This is a genomic window from Mesorhizobium australicum (assembly GCF_900177325.1).
GTDB classification, from domain to species: Bacteria; Pseudomonadota; Alphaproteobacteria; order Rhizobiales; family Rhizobiaceae; genus Mesorhizobium_A; species Mesorhizobium_A australicum_A.
In genome coordinates, this window is the sequence record NZ_FXBL01000004.1 from 1,050,213 (window position 1) to 1,064,393 (window position 14,181).

General features: G+C 66.8%; 16 protein-coding genes and 1 other RNA gene. 10 read left to right on the plus strand and 7 right to left on the minus strand.

All coding sequences use genetic code 11. The features are described 5' to 3' along the window. The first annotated feature begins 146 nt into the window (after nucleotides 1–146). Both B9Z03_RS07525 and B9Z03_RS07530 read left to right on the plus strand, forming a co-directional pair. On the plus strand, nucleotides 147–872 hold the full coding sequence (locus B9Z03_RS07525) for a 3-deoxy-manno-octulosonate cytidylyltransferase (RefSeq protein WP_085463641.1): 726 nt from the start codon (nucleotides 147–149) through the stop codon (nucleotides 870–872). A gap of 14 nt (nucleotides 873–886) precedes the next feature. Further along, a complete protein-coding gene (locus B9Z03_RS07530; protein ID WP_085463642.1) occupies nucleotides 887–1,747 on the plus strand; it encodes a prephenate dehydratase in 861 nt (286 codons plus the stop codon). Nucleotides 1,748–1,801: 54 nt separating this feature from the next. Here B9Z03_RS07530 and nudC read toward each other — a convergent pair whose 3' ends face one another. Together nudC and B9Z03_RS07540 are read right to left on the minus strand one after the other, a co-directional pair. Beyond that, a complete protein-coding gene (gene nudC / locus B9Z03_RS07535) occupies nucleotides 1,802–2,743 on the minus strand; it encodes an NAD(+) diphosphatase (protein ID WP_085463643.1) in 942 nt (313 codons plus the stop codon). A gap of 12 nt (nucleotides 2,744–2,755) precedes the next feature. After that, nucleotides 2,756–3,187, minus strand: coding sequence for an HIT domain-containing protein (locus B9Z03_RS07540; protein ID WP_085463644.1), 432 nt, complete (start codon nucleotides 3,185–3,187; stop codon nucleotides 2,756–2,758). A gap of 172 nt (nucleotides 3,188–3,359) precedes the next feature. On the opposite strand from B9Z03_RS07540, the gene B9Z03_RS07545 reads away from it, so the two are divergent. The 4 genes from B9Z03_RS07545 to B9Z03_RS07560 all read left to right on the plus strand — a co-directional run bounded on the left by B9Z03_RS07545 (nucleotide 3,360) and on the right by B9Z03_RS07560 (nucleotide 6,623). Beyond that, nucleotides 3,360–4,196, plus strand: a complete 837-nt coding sequence (locus B9Z03_RS07545) for an oxidoreductase (RefSeq protein ID WP_210191352.1) — start codon at nucleotides 3,360–3,362, stop codon at nucleotides 4,194–4,196. Nucleotides 4,197–4,264: 68 nt separating this feature from the next. Further along, nucleotides 4,265–4,361, plus strand: an RNA gene (ffs, locus tag B9Z03_RS07550) — signal recognition particle sRNA small type. A gap of 108 nt (nucleotides 4,362–4,469) precedes the next feature. Beyond that, nucleotides 4,470–6,281, plus strand: a complete 1,812-nt coding sequence (locus tag B9Z03_RS07555) for a DNA polymerase III subunit gamma/tau (protein WP_085463646.1) — start codon at nucleotides 4,470–4,472, stop codon at nucleotides 6,279–6,281. 18 nt (nucleotides 6,282–6,299) lie between these two features. Beyond that, the gene (locus tag B9Z03_RS07560; protein ID WP_085463647.1) at nucleotides 6,300–6,623 is read left to right on the plus strand and encodes a YbaB/EbfC family nucleoid-associated protein; all 324 of its coding nucleotides are present in this window, start codon (nucleotides 6,300–6,302) and stop codon (nucleotides 6,621–6,623) included. 3 nt (nucleotides 6,624–6,626) lie between these two features. Here the strand turns inward: B9Z03_RS07560 and B9Z03_RS07565 are convergent, their stop codons facing one another. Further along, nucleotides 6,627–7,133 carry a GNAT family N-acetyltransferase gene (locus B9Z03_RS07565; RefSeq protein ID WP_085463648.1) on the minus strand — a complete coding sequence of 169 codons (507 nt, stop codon included), beginning with the start codon at nucleotides 7,131–7,133 and terminating at the stop codon, nucleotides 6,627–6,629. Between the two features lie 64 nt (nucleotides 7,134–7,197). Here B9Z03_RS07565 and recR point away from each other — a divergent pair, with 64 nt between their 5' ends. Together recR and B9Z03_RS07575 are read left to right on the plus strand one after the other, a co-directional pair. Beyond that, nucleotides 7,198–7,806: a recombination mediator RecR gene (gene recR / locus B9Z03_RS07570; RefSeq protein WP_085463649.1), complete on the plus strand. Its 609-nt coding sequence runs from the start codon at nucleotides 7,198–7,200 to the stop codon at nucleotides 7,804–7,806. Nucleotides 7,807–7,831: 25 nt separating this feature from the next. Further along, the gene (locus B9Z03_RS07575; RefSeq protein ID WP_085467536.1) at nucleotides 7,832–9,121 is read left to right on the plus strand and encodes a lytic murein transglycosylase; all 1,290 of its coding nucleotides are present in this window, start codon (nucleotides 7,832–7,834) and stop codon (nucleotides 9,119–9,121) included. Here the strand turns inward: B9Z03_RS07575 and B9Z03_RS07580 are convergent. Both B9Z03_RS07580 and B9Z03_RS07585 read right to left on the minus strand, forming a co-directional pair. Beyond that, complete coding sequence (locus tag B9Z03_RS07580; RefSeq protein WP_085463650.1) at nucleotides 9,105–10,250, minus strand: AI-2E family transporter; 1,146 nt, start codon at nucleotides 10,248–10,250, stop codon at nucleotides 9,105–9,107. The two genes, B9Z03_RS07575 and B9Z03_RS07580, sit on opposite strands and share 17 nt — an antisense overlap. Before the next feature lie 101 nt (nucleotides 10,251–10,351). Continuing rightward, on the minus strand, nucleotides 10,352–11,353 hold the full coding sequence (locus tag B9Z03_RS07585; protein WP_085467537.1) for an LLM class flavin-dependent oxidoreductase: 1,002 nt from the start codon (nucleotides 11,351–11,353) through the stop codon (nucleotides 10,352–10,354). A 169-nt stretch (nucleotides 11,354–11,522) separates the two neighbouring features. Between B9Z03_RS07585 and B9Z03_RS30390 the strand changes: the two genes are divergently transcribed. Beyond that, nucleotides 11,523–12,146, plus strand: a complete 624-nt coding sequence (locus tag B9Z03_RS30390) for a Kazal-type serine protease inhibitor family protein (RefSeq protein ID WP_280174838.1) — start codon at nucleotides 11,523–11,525, stop codon at nucleotides 12,144–12,146. Between the two features lie 33 nt (nucleotides 12,147–12,179). Here the strand turns inward: B9Z03_RS30390 and B9Z03_RS07595 are convergent, their stop codons facing one another. After that, complete coding sequence (locus B9Z03_RS07595; RefSeq protein WP_085463652.1) at nucleotides 12,180–13,226, minus strand: LLM class flavin-dependent oxidoreductase; 1,047 nt, start codon at nucleotides 13,224–13,226, stop codon at nucleotides 12,180–12,182. A 235-nt stretch (nucleotides 13,227–13,461) separates the two neighbouring features. Here B9Z03_RS07595 and B9Z03_RS07600 point away from each other — a divergent pair, with 235 nt between their 5' ends. Next, complete coding sequence (locus B9Z03_RS07600; protein WP_085463653.1) at nucleotides 13,462–13,878, plus strand: DUF6481 family protein; 417 nt, start codon at nucleotides 13,462–13,464, stop codon at nucleotides 13,876–13,878. Nucleotides 13,879–13,984: 106 nt separating this feature from the next. On the opposite strand, the gene B9Z03_RS30395 is transcribed toward B9Z03_RS07600, so the two are convergent. Continuing rightward, complete coding sequence (locus tag B9Z03_RS30395; protein WP_280174839.1) at nucleotides 13,985–14,119, minus strand: hypothetical protein; 135 nt, start codon at nucleotides 14,117–14,119, stop codon at nucleotides 13,985–13,987. Nucleotides 14,120–14,181 lie beyond the last annotated feature (62 nt).

Here is a 14,181-nt window from a genome sequence, read left to right on the forward strand (position 1 = left end):
CGCCGTCCGCCCTCTTCCCAAATAACAAACAGCCGGCTGGAGAGCCGGTGAAAGCGGGCGGAAACTAGGTCTTTTGCGATAAGTTCGCAACACCTATAAGGGCCTTCCCCCGTGAGACGTTTTGCCACTTCCTGCCGGTCCGATCCATGAACGCGCTGATCCTCATTCCTGCCCGCATGGCCGCGACGCGCCTGCCCGGAAAGCCGCTTGCCGACATCAACGGCACGCCGATGATCGTGCATGTCGCGCGCCGCGCCGCCGAGAGCGGGCTCGGGCGTGTGGTGGTGGCGACCGATTCCCGCGAGGTGGCGGAGGTGGTGGCCGGGGCGGGGTTCGAGATCGCCATGACCCGCAGTGACCACCAGTCCGGCTCCGACCGCATCTTCGAGGCGCTGATCGCGCTCGATCCCGCCGGCGCGGTCGAAACGGTCGTCAACCTGCAGGGCGACCTGCCGACCATCGATCCGGCCTCGATCCGGGCCGCCCTCGCCCCGCTTGCCGATCCCGCGGTGGACATCTCGACGCTGGGCGTGGAGATCTCTCGCGAGGAGGAAAAGACCAATCCCAACGTGGTGAAGATCGTCGGCTCGCCGCTTTCGCCGGCCAGGCTGCATGCGCTCTACTTCACCCGGGCGACCGCGCCCTGGGGCGATGGGCCGCTCTACCACCACGTCGGAATCTACGCCTACCGGCGCGCCGCGCTGGCGAGATTCGTCGCCCTGCCGCAATCTGCGCTTGAACGGCGCGAGAAACTGGAGCAGTTGCGGGCGCTCGAAGCCGGAATGCGCATCGATGCGGCCATCGTGGACGCGGTGCCGCTCGGCGTCGACACGCCGGAAGATCTCGATCGCGCCCGCGCGATGCTCGCATAAGCAGGACGAACCGCATGCCCAAGACCAACCGTATCTCCTTCCAGGGGGAACCAGGCGCGAATTCCGACACGGCGTCTCGCGAGATGTTTCCGTCGATGGAGCCGTTGCCCTGCGCCACCTTCGAGGATGCCTTCAACGCGGTGGAGGCGGGCAAGGCGGACCTGGCGATGATCCCGATCGAGAACACGATCGCGGGGCGCGTCGCCGACATCCACCACCTGCTGCCGGAATCGAAGCTGCACATCGTCGGCGAGTATTTCCTGCCGATCCATTTCCAGCTCATGGTCCTGCCGGGCGTCCAGCGCTCGGAGATCAAGACAGTGCACAGCCACATCCATGCGCTCGGCCAGTGCCGCAAATACATCCGCAAGAACGGCTGGAAGGGCGTGATCGCCGGCGACACGGCGGGCGCGGCGCGCCTCATCGCCGACGTGAAGGACCGCTCGATGGCGGCGCTCGCGCCGCGCCTGGCGGCCGAGCTCTACGGGCTCGATATCCTCGAGGAGAACGTCGAGGACGCCGCCAGCAACGTCACCCGCTTCGTCGTGCTGACGAAGAGCAAGGAATGGGTGGAGCGCCCGACGCCCGACGCGCAGATGATGACGACGTTCATGTTCCGCGTGCGCAACGTGCCGGCCGCCCTCTACAAGGCGATGGGCGGCTTCGCGACCAACGGCGTCAACATCACCAAGCTGGAAAGCTACCAGCTGGGCGCCTTCACGGCGACGCTGTTCTACGCCGACATCGAAGGCCATCCCGAAGATGCGGGCGTGAAGAACGCGCTGGAGGAGCTGAAGTTCTTCTCGCGCGAGGTGCGGATTCTGGGGGTCTATCCGCGAAGCCCTTCGCGCGAGGAGTGGAAGGTGGCGGACTAAGCGTGGTCTTGCCACGCAGGAAAATCCTTGCGTGGCAAGAAAGGTCGACGACCGTTACGCGTTCTCCGCCCAGGTCCTGATCAGCAGGTTCGCGATCGCCGAGCGGGGCGGGGTCTTGATTCCTTCCGGCGATCGGCCGGCAATGATCTCGTTGACCTCGGCGCGCGTGAACCAGCGGACGTCCTCCAGTTCGGTCTTGTCGGCGACGATCTCCTCATTCAGCGCCTCGCCGAAGCAGCCGATCATCAGCGAATAGGGGAAGGGCCAGGGCTGGCTAGCGTGATAGGCGACGCGGCCGAGCCTTATGCCCGCCTCCTCGAAGGTCTCGCGGCGCACCGCGTCCTCGATCGTCTCGCCGGGTTCGATGAAGCCGGCGAGGCAGGAATACATACCCGGCGGGAAATGGGGGCTGCGGCCCATCAGGCAGCATTCCTGCGTAACAGCCAGCATGATCGCGACCGGGTCGGTGCGCGGGAAATGCTCGGCCTTGCAGTTGAGGCACACCCTTTTGTAGCCGCCGGCACGTATCACCGTCTCATGGCCGCAGCGGCCGCAGAAGCGGTGGGTGCTGTGCCAGGCGAGCAGGGCACCGGCCTGGGCCACGGCGCCGAGATCGTCCTCGGCGAGCAGCCCCTGGACATTCACCGAGCGGAAGTCGATCGCCTTCACGCCGTCCGGCAGTTCCTCGGGGCCCAGTCCGGCGGGTGCGGCGAGTACCGGGCCTCTCGCATCCCATCCGAGCAGGATCGCCTGATCGGTGACGGCGCCGAGCGAGGCGGCGGCGAAGGGGCGGTACCATGGATCGAAGCCGTCGCGCCCCTCCTTGAGATAGACGCGCCCGGCCTTGATGAGCATCAGCCGCGCGGCGGGGTCTTCTAGCGCGCGGCCGGTCGAATCATCGCTCCGCTGCTCCGAGCGCCTGTCGATAAGATTGCCGGAAAAACCGACCATCTTGCTGGGCTCGCGCGCGGGCGCGTCGAAAAGGCTGGAGATCATGATGTTCTGCTGTCAGGTCTGGGTGGCCAGCGCCGAGCGCATGCGATCGGCGAAGGCGTGGCGGTCTTCGGTTCGGTAGGGCTCGCGCACGCCATAGCCCCACACCGGGCCGGGCCAGCCCGGATCGCCGATGTTGCGGGCGACGACATGCACGTGCAACTGGCGCACGACATTGCCGAGCGCGCCGGTGTTGATCTTGGTGCACGCCGTCTCGATCTTGAGGGCCTGCGCTACGAGATTGGTCTCGAAGGTCAGCATCGCCTGGTCGAGCGGGGTGAGATCGTGCATCTCGGCGATGCCTGGGCGCTGCGGCACGAGGATCAGCCAGGGCCAACGCCGGTCGTCCATCAGCCGAAGCTCGCACAGGCCGAGCCACATCAGCGGAACGCTGTCAGCGTCCAGCCGGCGATCGAGCTCGAATCCCGGCTGATGACCAGGCAGCATCGGCGTTCCTCTCCTCTTCGACGAAAGGCTATGATGCGCCTTGGTTCGCCGCAACTGTCTCAAGGTCGAAATCGTTAAATTGGTCTTTCGTTGACGGTCAGGCCAGCAAGGTGTTGGATGGCGATGTCCGGAGCGGTGAGCCGCCCGCCCATTCCCTGCACGATTATGGAGTTTGCCGATGGCTTCCGCGCCTGTCTGGTTCATCACCGGTTGCTCGACCGGTCTCGGGCACGAACTCGCGAAACTCGTGGCCGCGCGCGGCTGGAACCTCGTCGCCACCGCGCGCCGCACGGAAAGCCTCGTCGACCTCGCAGGCCCGAACGTGCTGGCGCTTTCGCTCGACGTGACGAAGCAGGATGAAATCGAGGCGGCCGTCGCGGCCGCGAAAGAGCGCTTCGGCCGCATCGACGTGCTCGTCAACAATGCCGGCTACGGCTACCTGACGACGGTCGAGGAGGGCGAGGACGCCGAGATCCGCGCCATGTTCGAGGCGAACGTCTTCGGTCTGTTCGCCATGACGCGCGCGATTCTGCCGGTGATGCGGGCGCAGCGCAGCGGCCATATCATCAATATCACCTCGGTGGCCGGCCATGTCGGCAATCCGAGCTCAGGCTACTACGCCGCGACCAAGCATGCGGTAGAGGGCTGGTCGAAATCGCTCGCCGTGGAGGGCGCGCCGCTGGGCATCAAGGTCACGGCGGTCGCGCCGGGTCCGTTCCGGACCGACTGGGCGGGCCGCTCCATGATCCAGACCCCGAATCTGATCGAGGATTACGCGTCGACGGCCGGGACGAGAATGAAGAACGTTTCCGGATACAGCGGCCAGCAGGCCGGCGATCCGGTTCGTGCGGCCGAAGCGATGATCGCGCTGACCCAGATGGAAAACCCACCCTTGCACATTGTGTTGGGCCGAGGCGGCTTCGATGTGGTGACGGCAAGTCTTCGCACCAGGCTGGCCGAGATCGAGGCGCACCGGGAACTGGGAGTCGGCACCGATTTTCCGGCCTGACGCATCCGTTTGCCTCTTCGACCATTCCCGTCTTGCATTTCGCGCGCCGATTGCCGATATGCAGGATGGGAGGTTGGTGGTGGACGAGCCACTCGCCAACCGGGTCAGGTCCGGAAGGAAGCAGCCCTAACGAGCCAGGAACGGGTCATTGTTCCAGCCTCCCGCCTTTCCTTCCGCTTCGGCATGCGCGCGACCCGCTACAGGGTCGTTGACGTCGCGCGGCGGGTAGGTTGAACTGGACGGGCAGGGACCGGAACGGAGCGGACGAGGCGGATGAACCCAGCCGGAACCGACGCGAAAGGCGGCGCCTACCGTGTTCTCGCGCGGAAATATCGCCCGCGTGACTTCTCCGGCCTCATCGGCCAGGAGCCGATGGTCCGCACGCTCACCAACGCCTTTGCCTCCGGCCGCATCGCGCAAGCCTGGATGCTGACCGGCGTGCGCGGCGTGGGCAAGACGACGACCGCCCGCATCCTCGCCCGCGCGCTGAACTACAAGACACCCGAGATCGACCAGCCGACCATTCTCATGGATTCCATCGGCGAGCACTGCCAGGCCATCCTCGAAGGCCGCCATGTCGACGTGATCGAGATGGACGCCGCTTCCCACACCGGCATCGACGACATCCGCGAGATCATCGAGCAGGTGCGCTATGCGCCTGTGTCCGCGCGCTACAAGGTCTACATCATCGACGAGGTGCACATGCTCTCGACGCAGGCCTTCAACGGCCTGCTGAAGACGCTGGAAGAGCCGCCGCCGCATGTGAAGTTCATCTTCGCCACGACGGAAATCCGCAAGGTGCCGATCACCGTCCTGTCGCGCTGCCAACGCTTCGACCTGCGCCGCATCGACGCCAGCCTGATCAAGTCCCACCTCGCCCATATCGGCGGTCTGGAAGGCGTGGAGGCCGAGGACGACGCGCTCGCCATGATCGCGCGCGCCGCGGAGGGATCGATGCGCGACGCACAGTCGATCTTCGACCAGGCGATCGCGCATGGCGGCGAAAACGTCACCGCCGAGGCGGTGCGTTCGATGCTCGGCCTTTCCGACCGCAACCGCGTCATCGATCTGTTCGAGCAGCTGATGAAGGGCGACATCGCGGCCGCTTTGTCCGAATACCGCGCGCAATACGACACCGGCGCCGACCCTGCCGTGGTGCTGGCGGACCTCGCCGAGTTCAACCATCTCGTGACCCGCCTGCGCTTCGTGCCGGAAGCGGCGTCGGATGCCTCGCTGACCGAGGACGAGCGCCGCCGGGGCGCCGATTTCGCCGAGAAGCTCTCGGTCAAGGTCCTGTCGCGCACCTGGCAGATGCTGCTCAAGGGCATTCCGGAGGTGCAGGGTGCATCCCGACCGGTCTCGGCCGGCGAGATGGTGCTGATCCGCATCGCACACGCCGCCAGCCTGCCGACGCTGGACGAAGCGCTGAAGATGCTGGACGGCGATACGCTGCCGGCCGGCAGTCCGTCGCCGCCCCGCCCGTCGGGCGGGGTGCTGAACGGTTCCGGCGCCAACGCGATCGGGCAGGCCCGCATGCCGAGCGCGCAGGGTGGGGCGCAGACGATGCGGCTGGTGCAGCGGCAGGACGCGCCGCCAGCGATGCAGCCGGCGCCCGCTCCGGTCGTGGAGGAGGACGCCGTGCCGGTGCGCTCGCTGGCCGACATCGCAGCGCTCGCGACGTCGAACCGCGAGGTCGCCTTCAAGGCGCTGCTCAAGCGCTGCGTGCGGCTGGTGCGGATCGAGCCCGGCAACCTGCAGATCGGCCTGACCGACGACGCCCCGCGCGACCTCGCCGGCCAGATCGGCGCCAAGCTGCAGGCCTGGACAGGCCGGCGCTGGATGGTGAGCGTCGCGCGCGAAGGCGGCGGACCGACGTTGGCCGAGGAAGAGGCCAACAAGCGCGAGACCGCGTTCACCGACGCGAAGTCCGACCCGGCGGTGGCGGCGATCCTGGCGAAATTCCCCGGCGCAAAGATCATCGACGTACGGATACCCGACACGACCGGCGAAGCGGACGCACCGGCCGAGCTTGTGCCCGATCCGGGCATCGAGCCGGCGCTCGATCCCGATGACGACGATAGTTGAGAGAAAGGAAGACCTGCGATGAAAGACCTGCTCGGATTGATGGGCAAGGCCAAGGAGATGCAGGCCAAATTCCAGGCCATGCAAGAGGAGTTGACCCAGGTCGAGGCGTCCGGCCAGTCCGGCGGCGGCCTCGTCACCGTCACGCTGACCGGCAAGGGCGAGATGAAGTCGGTCAGCATCGATCCGTCGCTGGTGAAGCCGGACGAGGCGGAGATTCTCGAGGACCTGATCGTGGCGGCCCACAACGACGCCAAGGCCAAGGTCGAGGCGATCATGCAGGAAAAGACGCGCGAACTGACCGCCGGCCTGCCGATCCCGCCCGGAATGAAGCTGCCGTTCTAAGGCTCAGTCGAGCCGCAATTCCATGTCGATCGCTGGCAGCGGGTTGCCTGCGACGCTGGTCATGACCTGGCCGATCCGCCGGAACCCGAACGATTCGTAGAACGGGACGCCGGGCAGGCTCGCCTGGCTTTTCATCAGCGTCACGCCTTGCGCGCGCGCTTCGGCGAGGCAGTGGGCGAGCAGGCGCCCGGCGATGCCCCTGCGCTTGAAGGCCGGATGGGTGGCGAAGTGCCGGATGTGGCCGACGCCGTCGACGATCTCGCCGGTCCAGGGTGCGGACAGGCTCCAGCCACCGCAGGCCGCGGGAACGCCGTCCGCTTCCACGACGTAGTAGGTGCCGCTCTCGACCAGCCTCGGATTGGCTTTCGACATGAACGGCATCGCGGCCGTCAGTTGCGCGCGATCGTAGCTGCCGTCGTCCAGCGTCGCATAGGACGCCGTGATCAGCGCCGACAGCATGTCGAGGTCGGCGTGCGTGGCGCGCCTGATCGAGATGTCATGAGCCGTCATCGCATCTCCTCCGTTCGGGAGCGGCGACTATGCATCTTTCGCCGTCCGCGTTAAGTCTCGCGCCATGTCCTCCAAGCGAATCGCCGGCCCCGAGATCGAGCGCCTGATCCAGCTTCTGGCCAAGGTGCCGGGGCTGGGGCCGCGTTCGGCGCGCCGGGCGGCCCTGCATCTCATCAAGAAGAAGGAGCAGCTTCTCGGCCCGTTGGCGCACGCGATGGCTGACGCGGTCGACAAGGTGCGCGTCTGCTCGGTCTGCGGCAATGTCGACACGTCGGACCCGTGCATGATCTGCTCCGATCCGCGCCGCGACGATTCCACGATCGTCGTGGTCGAGGACGTGTCCGATCTGTGGGCGCTGGAGCGGGCGGGCGTGCAGAATGCGCGCTTCCACGTGCTGGGCGGCACGCTGTCGCCGCTGGACGGTGTCGGGCCGGACGACCTCACCATCGCCAAGCTCGTCTCGCGCGTGGCGGCCGGTGGCGTGGCGGAGGTGATCATCGCCGTCAACGCCACGATCGAAGGCCAGACGACGGCGCACTATATCACCGATCAGCTTGCGGGGATGGGCGTGAAGGTGACGCGGCTGGCGCATGGCGTGCCGGTGGGGGGCGAACTCGACTATCTCGACGAGGGGACGCTCGCGGCGGCGCTCAAATCGCGGACGGCGTTTTGACATGATTGAGGGCGAGAACGATCTCATGAATCGCGTTCCTTCGCGCCCCCCTCTGTCCTGCCGGACATCTCCCCCACAAGGGGGGCGTGCCGCGCTCCGGGTGTTCTTAGCAGCCGCGCTCTTCGCCCTCGCCTCCCCAGTCCAAGCCGCCTCCGTCTCCGACCAGTTCCGCGCCTGGCTCGACGCCGATCTTTGGCCTGCGGCCAAGGCGCAGGGCGTGTCGCGAAAGACGTTCGACGCCGCCTTCGCCGGTGTGTCGCCCAACCTCAAGCTGCCCGACCTCGTCATGCCCGGCGAGAAGCCGAAGCCGCCGAAGAAGCAGCATCAGGCGGAGTTCGGCTCGCCCGGCAATTATTTCGCCGAGAAGACGCTTCAGCCGGTGACATCCGGCGGGCGGGCGCGGGTGGGGCGGGTGTCGCAGACACTGTCCGCCGTCGAGAAGCGCTACGGCGTGCCGGGCGAAATCGTGCTGGCGATCTGGGGCCGCGAATCCGGCTTCGGCGCGGCCAAGATCCCCTATGACGCGTTCGAGGTGCTCGGCACCAAGGCCTTCATGGCCACCCGCAAGGACATGTTCCGCAAGGAGGTGCTGGCGGCGCTGACGATCCTCCAGAAGGGCTTTGCGACGCGAGCGATGATGAAGACGTCGTGGGCGGGCGCGATGGGCCAGCCGCAGTTCCTGCCGACCTCGTTCCTCAACCACGCGGTCGACGCCGATGGCGACGGCATTCGCGACATCTGGACCTCGACGCCGGACACGCTGGCCTCGATCGCCAACTATCTCAAGCATTATGGCTGGGTGTCGGGCCGCGACTGGGGTTTCGAGGTGAGCGTGCCGGACAGCGTGTCCTGCGCATTGGAAGGGCCTGATCGCGGCAAGCGCATCTCCGAGTGGGCGTCGATGGGCATCACGCGGGTCTCGGGCAAGCCGTTCCCTGCGCACGAGGCGAAGGCCGAGGGCTACCTGTTGATGCCGGCCGGCCGCGCCGGCCCGGCCTTCATCGTCACGCCCAACTTCTACGTGCTCAAGGAATACAACGAGAGTGACCTCTACGCGCTCTTCGTCGGTCATGCGGCGGATCGCATTGCCGGCGGCGACCGCACCTTCTCCGGCTCCTGGGGCAAGGTCGGCGGGATGCTGCGCTCCGACATTGCGAAGCTTCAGGAACGGCTGGAGGCGAAGGGCTACGATGTCGGCGGGGCCGACGGCCTGCCGGGCTACAAGACCCGCCGCTCGATCGGCGAATGGCAGGCAAAGAACGGACAGGCTCCGACCTGCTTCCCGAGCCAGGCCCTGGTCAGGTCTTTGCCCTGACCGGCTCCGCAGGCTCGGACGGCTCCACCGCCTGATGCGCGGCCAGGAAGTTGCCGATTGGCCTGAGTTCGTCGAAATGGTCGCAGAAGACCTTGATGATAACGAGAATCGGCACGGCGATCAGCGCGCCGATGAAGCCCCACAGCCATGACCAGAACGCGACGGCAATGAACACCGCCACCGCGTTGAGCTCCAGCCTGCGGCCGACCGTAACGGGCGTCACGATCTGCCCTTCGGTGATGTTGCACATCAGCACGAAGGCCGGCGGGATGGCCGCCATGGTCAGCGTCTCGAACGAGACGAGCGACACGGCCGACACGCCGATGATCGTCATCGCCGCGCCGATATAGGGCAGGAAGTTGAGGAGTGCCGCCGCGGCGCCCCACACGAACGGCATCGGCATGCCGATCGCCCACAGCCCGAGTCCGATCGCCGCGCCGAGGCAGAAATTGATGACGGCGACCGTCAGCAGGTAGCGCGAGATCTCGCGCTCGACGTCGTAGACGATACGCAGCGCGCGCTTCTTGTCGCTGAGGGTGCCGAAGGACTGCACGATCTTCTCGTAGAACAGCGTTCCGGAGGCGAGCAGAAACACCGTCAGCATCAGCGTGATGGCGACGGTCGTGCCGGCGCTCAGAAGGTTGCCGGCGGCGCGCGAGATGATGCCGGGCTGCTGCACCACCACGCGCTGGGTGTCGGCGGCGGTGACGTTATCGGTCGCCTCGTCGATGTCGCGAGAGATGCGCAGCAGCCGGTCGATCGGGCCACGCAACTCGCTGAGCTTTTCCCTGATCTGGGACCCGATCTGCGGGGCCTCGTTGACGAGATCCGTCACCGGGCCGCTGAGCAGGTAGCCGGCGATCGCGAGGCTGCCGGCGGTAAAGAAGACAAGCAGGGTGGCGGAGATCGGCGAGGGGATGCCACGCTTGCGCAGGAAGCGGACGATCGGCGTCAGCGTCAGCGCGAACAGGAAGGCGAGAACCACGGGCATGAAAAACTCGCGCGCGAAATAGAGCGACGAGAAAAGCAGGATGATGAAGATGCCGAGCACCAGTCCACGCAGGCTTGGCCATTTCTCCTGAACGGCCTTGTCGGCCTCCACGGGCTCGATTGGTTCCCCGGCATTCATGGTCTCGCTCCCCCCGCGCAGCATTCGGCCGTAACGCGGCCATTGGCGACAATGCGGGGAATGCGGGAAAGTTCCGGCGCCGGGCGCAGGAAGACCGGGGTTCAGGCCGCCTTCGAGAGGCCGAGATGGACGTCGGCGAGGATCTCGTAGGATCTCTTGCGCGCGGCGTGGTCGAAGATCTGGGCCGTGACCATCAACTCGTCGGCGCCGGTCCGCTGCAGGAAAGCCTCCACGCCGCGGCTGACCGTCTCCGGCGCGCCGACGATGGCCTGCGACAGCGTCTGGTCGAGGATGGCGCGCGACATCGGCTCGAGGCTCTCGTAGTACCCTTCCACCGGCGGCTTCAGCTTGCCGCGCGTATTGGTGCGGATCGCCACGAAGGCCTGCTGCATGGAGGAGAACAGCAGCCGCGCCTCCGCGTCGGTGTCGGCGGCGGTGATGTTGACGCCCAGCATGACATAGGGCTTGTCGAGGAACTGCGACGGCTCGAAGCGGGCGCGGTAAATGTCCAGCGCGCGGTCGAGCTCGGCTGGCGCGAAGTGGGAGGCGAAGGCATAAGGCAGGCCGAGCATGGCGGCCAGCTGCGCGCCGTAGGTGCTCGATCCGAGGATCCACACCGGCACCTCCTGGCCCTCGCCGGGATAGGCGTGCACATGGCGGTTCGGTGCCTCGGGGGCGAAATAGTTGATCAGCTCGACGACGTCCTGCGGGAAGTTGTCCGCGCCCGCGTCGAGATTGCGCCTGAGCGCCCGCGCCGTCGCCATGTCGGTTCCCGGCGCGCGGCCAAGGCCGAGGTCGATCCGGCCGGGATGCAGCGCTGCCAGGGTGCCGAACTGCTCGGCGATCACCAACGGCGAATGGTTTGGCAGCATCACGCCGCCTGCCCCGACGCGTATGGTCGACGTGCCGCCGGCGATGTGGGCGATCACCACCGAGGTCGCCGCGCTGGCGATGCCGGGCATGTTGTGATGCTCGGCAAGCCAGTATCGGTTGTAACCGAGCTTCTCGACGTGTCGCGCAAGGTCGAGGCTGTTGGCCAGCGACTGCGAGACGGTGTTGCCTTCGGTGACGGGAGCGAGGTCGAGAACGGAGAGCAGAGCCATTGTGCGCATATAGGAAGTGCTGCCCCGGATCGGCAACCCGGCGCGGCACGAGTTCTTTTGTAAAGACGAATCACGCGTTCGTGAGTAGGCTGCGCGCAATTCATGCAATGGGAGGAACCGGAAGATGCGCATCCCGGCCCTGGTTCGTAGTCTGGCGGTTCTTGCATTGGTGGTGCTCGCCGCGTGCGTCGCGGAAGAGGGCCCGATCGGCCCCGGCCCGCAATACTGCTCGCGCGAATACGCACCGGTCTGCGCCCGCCGCGGCGACGACCGCCGCACCTTCCCCAACGATTGCGAGGCCGACCGGGCCGGCTACTACGTGATCCGCGATGGCCAGTGCCGGCGCGACCGGCCGGACTATCCCGACGAGCCCCGCCCGCCGCGTCCGCCCCGCCCCGATCGTCCGCAGGCCTGCCCGATGATCTATGCGCCGGTCTGCGCCCAGCGGGGAAGCGATCGCCGTACCTTCGACAATGACTGCCAGGCCGCATCTGCCGGCTACCGCGTTATCCGCGATGGCCAGTGCGGCGGCGGGCAGATGCAGCCTCCGGGCCAGCCGGGCGCTGTCCCGGGCGGTCCCGGCGGCCGTCCCGGCACGATCGAGGGCGGCCCGGGTGCTTCCTCGCCCATTGGCCAGCCGGGCGCCAGCGCTCCGGGTGGTGGGGGGCAGGCTGTCTGCACGCGTGAATATGCGCCGGTCTGCGGTGTGGTCGGCGGCTCGCAGCAGACCTTCTCGAACGAATGCGTTGCGCGCGCCGAAGGCGCCCGTCGCATCCGCCCCGGCCAGTGCTGAGGAACAGGTGACGACGGACGGGCCGCCTGACGATCAGGCGGCCTGGCTGTCGCCGACCCGCTGGCGCACCAGCGGCGCGACCCTGGTGCCGTAGAGTTCGATCGCCTTCATCAGCCTGTCGTGCGGCATAAGGCCGATCGCCATCTGGAGCATGAAGCGGTCGTTGCCGAAGATGCGGTGCATGGCGACGATCTTGTTCGCGACCGTTTCCGGATCGCCGACGAACAGATTGCCGTCCGGGCCGCGCGCCTGGTCGAAATGGGCCCTTGAGGTCGGCCCCCAGCCGCGCTCGCGGCCGATCCTGTTCATCACCGCCGCCTGCGGACCGTAGAAGTCGTCCGCCGCCTGATCCGACGTCTCTCCAACGAAGCCGTGGACGTTGAGGCTCGTCGCCAGATGGGCCGGATCGTGCCCGGCCTTCCGTGCGGTCTGGCGGTAGAGGTTGAAGAAGGGCTGGAACCGCGCCGGCTCCCCGCCGATGATCGCAAGCGCCATCGGCAGGCCGAGCGTCGCCGCCCGTACAACCGACTGCGGCGTGCCGCCGACGGCGATCCAGAGCGCCAGCTTCTCCTGCACGGGGCGGGGAAACACGCCGAGCCCGTCGATCCGCGGTGTGTGACGGCCGCCCGGCCAGGACACGCGCACCTCGTCGCGCAGCTTCGCCAGCAGTTCCAGCTTTTCGGAGAACAGCGTCTCGTAGTCGTTGAGGTCGTAGCCGAAGAGCGGGAAGCTCTCGATGAAGGAGCCGCGTCCGGCCATGATCTCGGCCCGGCCGCCCGAGATCAGGTCGAGCGTCGAATATTGCTGGAACACGCGCACCGGATCGTCGGAACTCAGAACGGTGACCGCGCTCGTCAGCCTGATCCGATTCGTGCGCGAGGCCGCGGCGGCGAGGATCATCGCGGGCGCGGAGGCCACGTAGTCGGGGCGGTGATGTTCGCCCAGCCCGAACACGTCGAGCCCGACCTGGTCGGCAAGCTCGATCTCCGCGATCAGTTCGCGCACGCGCTTCTCGCCCGCAGCACCCGTGCCGGCATGGGCGGGATCGACGTCGCCGAAGGTGTAAAGGCCGAGTTCCATGTGCCGCTCCGCGTTCGAGGTCTCAAGCAGATATGATTCGCGCGCGGGTGCCGCCAGTCTCCGTCCGGTGAACGCACCTTGCAGGGAAAGGCCCCGCATAGCGGTGCAGAAACGTCGCGCTGGCACAAAATCTGTCAAATCCGTTGTGCAGCGGGTTGAACTTCACGCGATCCTGCGTATGTAAGCGGCGCACGCGTATGAGTATCGACGCAGACTGCGAGAGAGACTGACATCAGTGGCAATTTACAGGGAAAAGGACTTCACGGAGAGGCGCAATGCCGCCGTTGAAGCGAAGAAGGCGTTGCTTGAACGGTTCAAGTCGCGTCCTTCGGAGGACGATCCGGAAGTGATCGCCCGCAAGCAGGAGCGCGAGGCCATCCTGGCCGCCCGCGCCATCCGCGAAAAAGAAAAAGAGAAGCTCCGGCAGGAGAAGCTCGCCCGCGAAGCGGCCGAACGTGCCGAACGCGAGCGTCTTGCGGAAATCGCCCGCAAGGAAGCCGAGGAGCAGGCCCGCATCGAGGCCGAGGCTCGCGAGGCCGAGGAAAAGGATCGCCTGTCGCGCTACCTCGCCGAGGAAGCCGAGAAGAAGGCACGGCGCGACGCGCGCTACGCCGCTCGGAAGTCTCGCGTCGGGACCCGCCGCACCGCCTGATCCGGGTCGGACAGCGTCCGGCCGAAAAGCTGCTCAGCCATTATGGCGGACCCGAGATGCTCGGGCCCGCTTTTTGGTGTTAGCCTTGTGACGCGGCGTCCGGAGCCTACTTGTCTTTCTTCGGCTTGGAGATCCGTGCCGGCTCGACCTTGGCGAACGGCGCTGGCGCCGCGGCCGGTTTCTTCGCGTCCTTCTTGGGTTTTCGAGCTTCCTTGCCGGGCCTCATCGCACCCTTTGCCATGCCATCCTCCTTCGGGGCGTTCGACTGAGCGCATCTGAATGGAAAAGCACAACGCAATCAAG

Excerpts from the sequence above, each read along its gene's own strand:
- B9Z03_RS07565 (WP_085463648.1), bottom strand. The coding sequence starts at position 7,133 with ATGACGGCTCATGACATCTCGATCAGGCGCGCCACGCACGCCGACCTC.
- B9Z03_RS07530 (WP_085463642.1), top strand. The coding sequence starts at position 887 with ATGCCCAAGACCAACCGTATCTCCTTCCAGGGGGAACCAGGCGCGAAT.
- B9Z03_RS07525 (WP_085463641.1), top strand. The coding sequence starts at position 147 with ATGAACGCGCTGATCCTCATTCCTGCCCGCATGGCCGCGACGCGCCTG.
- B9Z03_RS07540 (WP_085463644.1), bottom strand. The coding sequence starts at position 3,187 with ATGCTGCCTGGTCATCAGCCGGGATTCGAGCTCGATCGCCGGCTGGAC.
- B9Z03_RS07595 (WP_085463652.1), bottom strand. The coding sequence starts at position 13,226 with ATGGAACTCGGCCTTTACACCTTCGGCGACGTCGATCCCGCCCATGCC.
- recR (WP_085463649.1), top strand. The coding sequence starts at position 7,198 with ATGTCCTCCAAGCGAATCGCCGGCCCCGAGATCGAGCGCCTGATCCAG.
- B9Z03_RS07555 (WP_085463646.1), top strand. The coding sequence starts at position 4,470 with ATGAACCCAGCCGGAACCGACGCGAAAGGCGGCGCCTACCGTGTTCTC.
- nudC (WP_085463643.1), bottom strand. The coding sequence starts at position 2,743 with ATGATCTCCAGCCTTTTCGACGCGCCCGCGCGCGAGCCCAGCAAGATG.
- B9Z03_RS30395 (WP_280174839.1), bottom strand. The coding sequence starts at position 14,119 with ATGGCAAAGGGTGCGATGAGGCCCGGCAAGGAAGCTCGAAAACCCAAG.
- B9Z03_RS07560 (WP_085463647.1), top strand. The coding sequence starts at position 6,300 with ATGAAAGACCTGCTCGGATTGATGGGCAAGGCCAAGGAGATGCAGGCC.
- B9Z03_RS07585 (WP_085467537.1), bottom strand. The coding sequence starts at position 11,353 with ATGGCTCTGCTCTCCGTTCTCGACCTCGCTCCCGTCACCGAAGGCAAC.
- B9Z03_RS07575 (WP_085467536.1), top strand. The coding sequence starts at position 7,832 with ATGAATCGCGTTCCTTCGCGCCCCCCTCTGTCCTGCCGGACATCTCCC.
- B9Z03_RS07580 (WP_085463650.1), bottom strand. The coding sequence starts at position 10,250 with ATGAATGCCGGGGAACCAATCGAGCCCGTGGAGGCCGACAAGGCCGTT.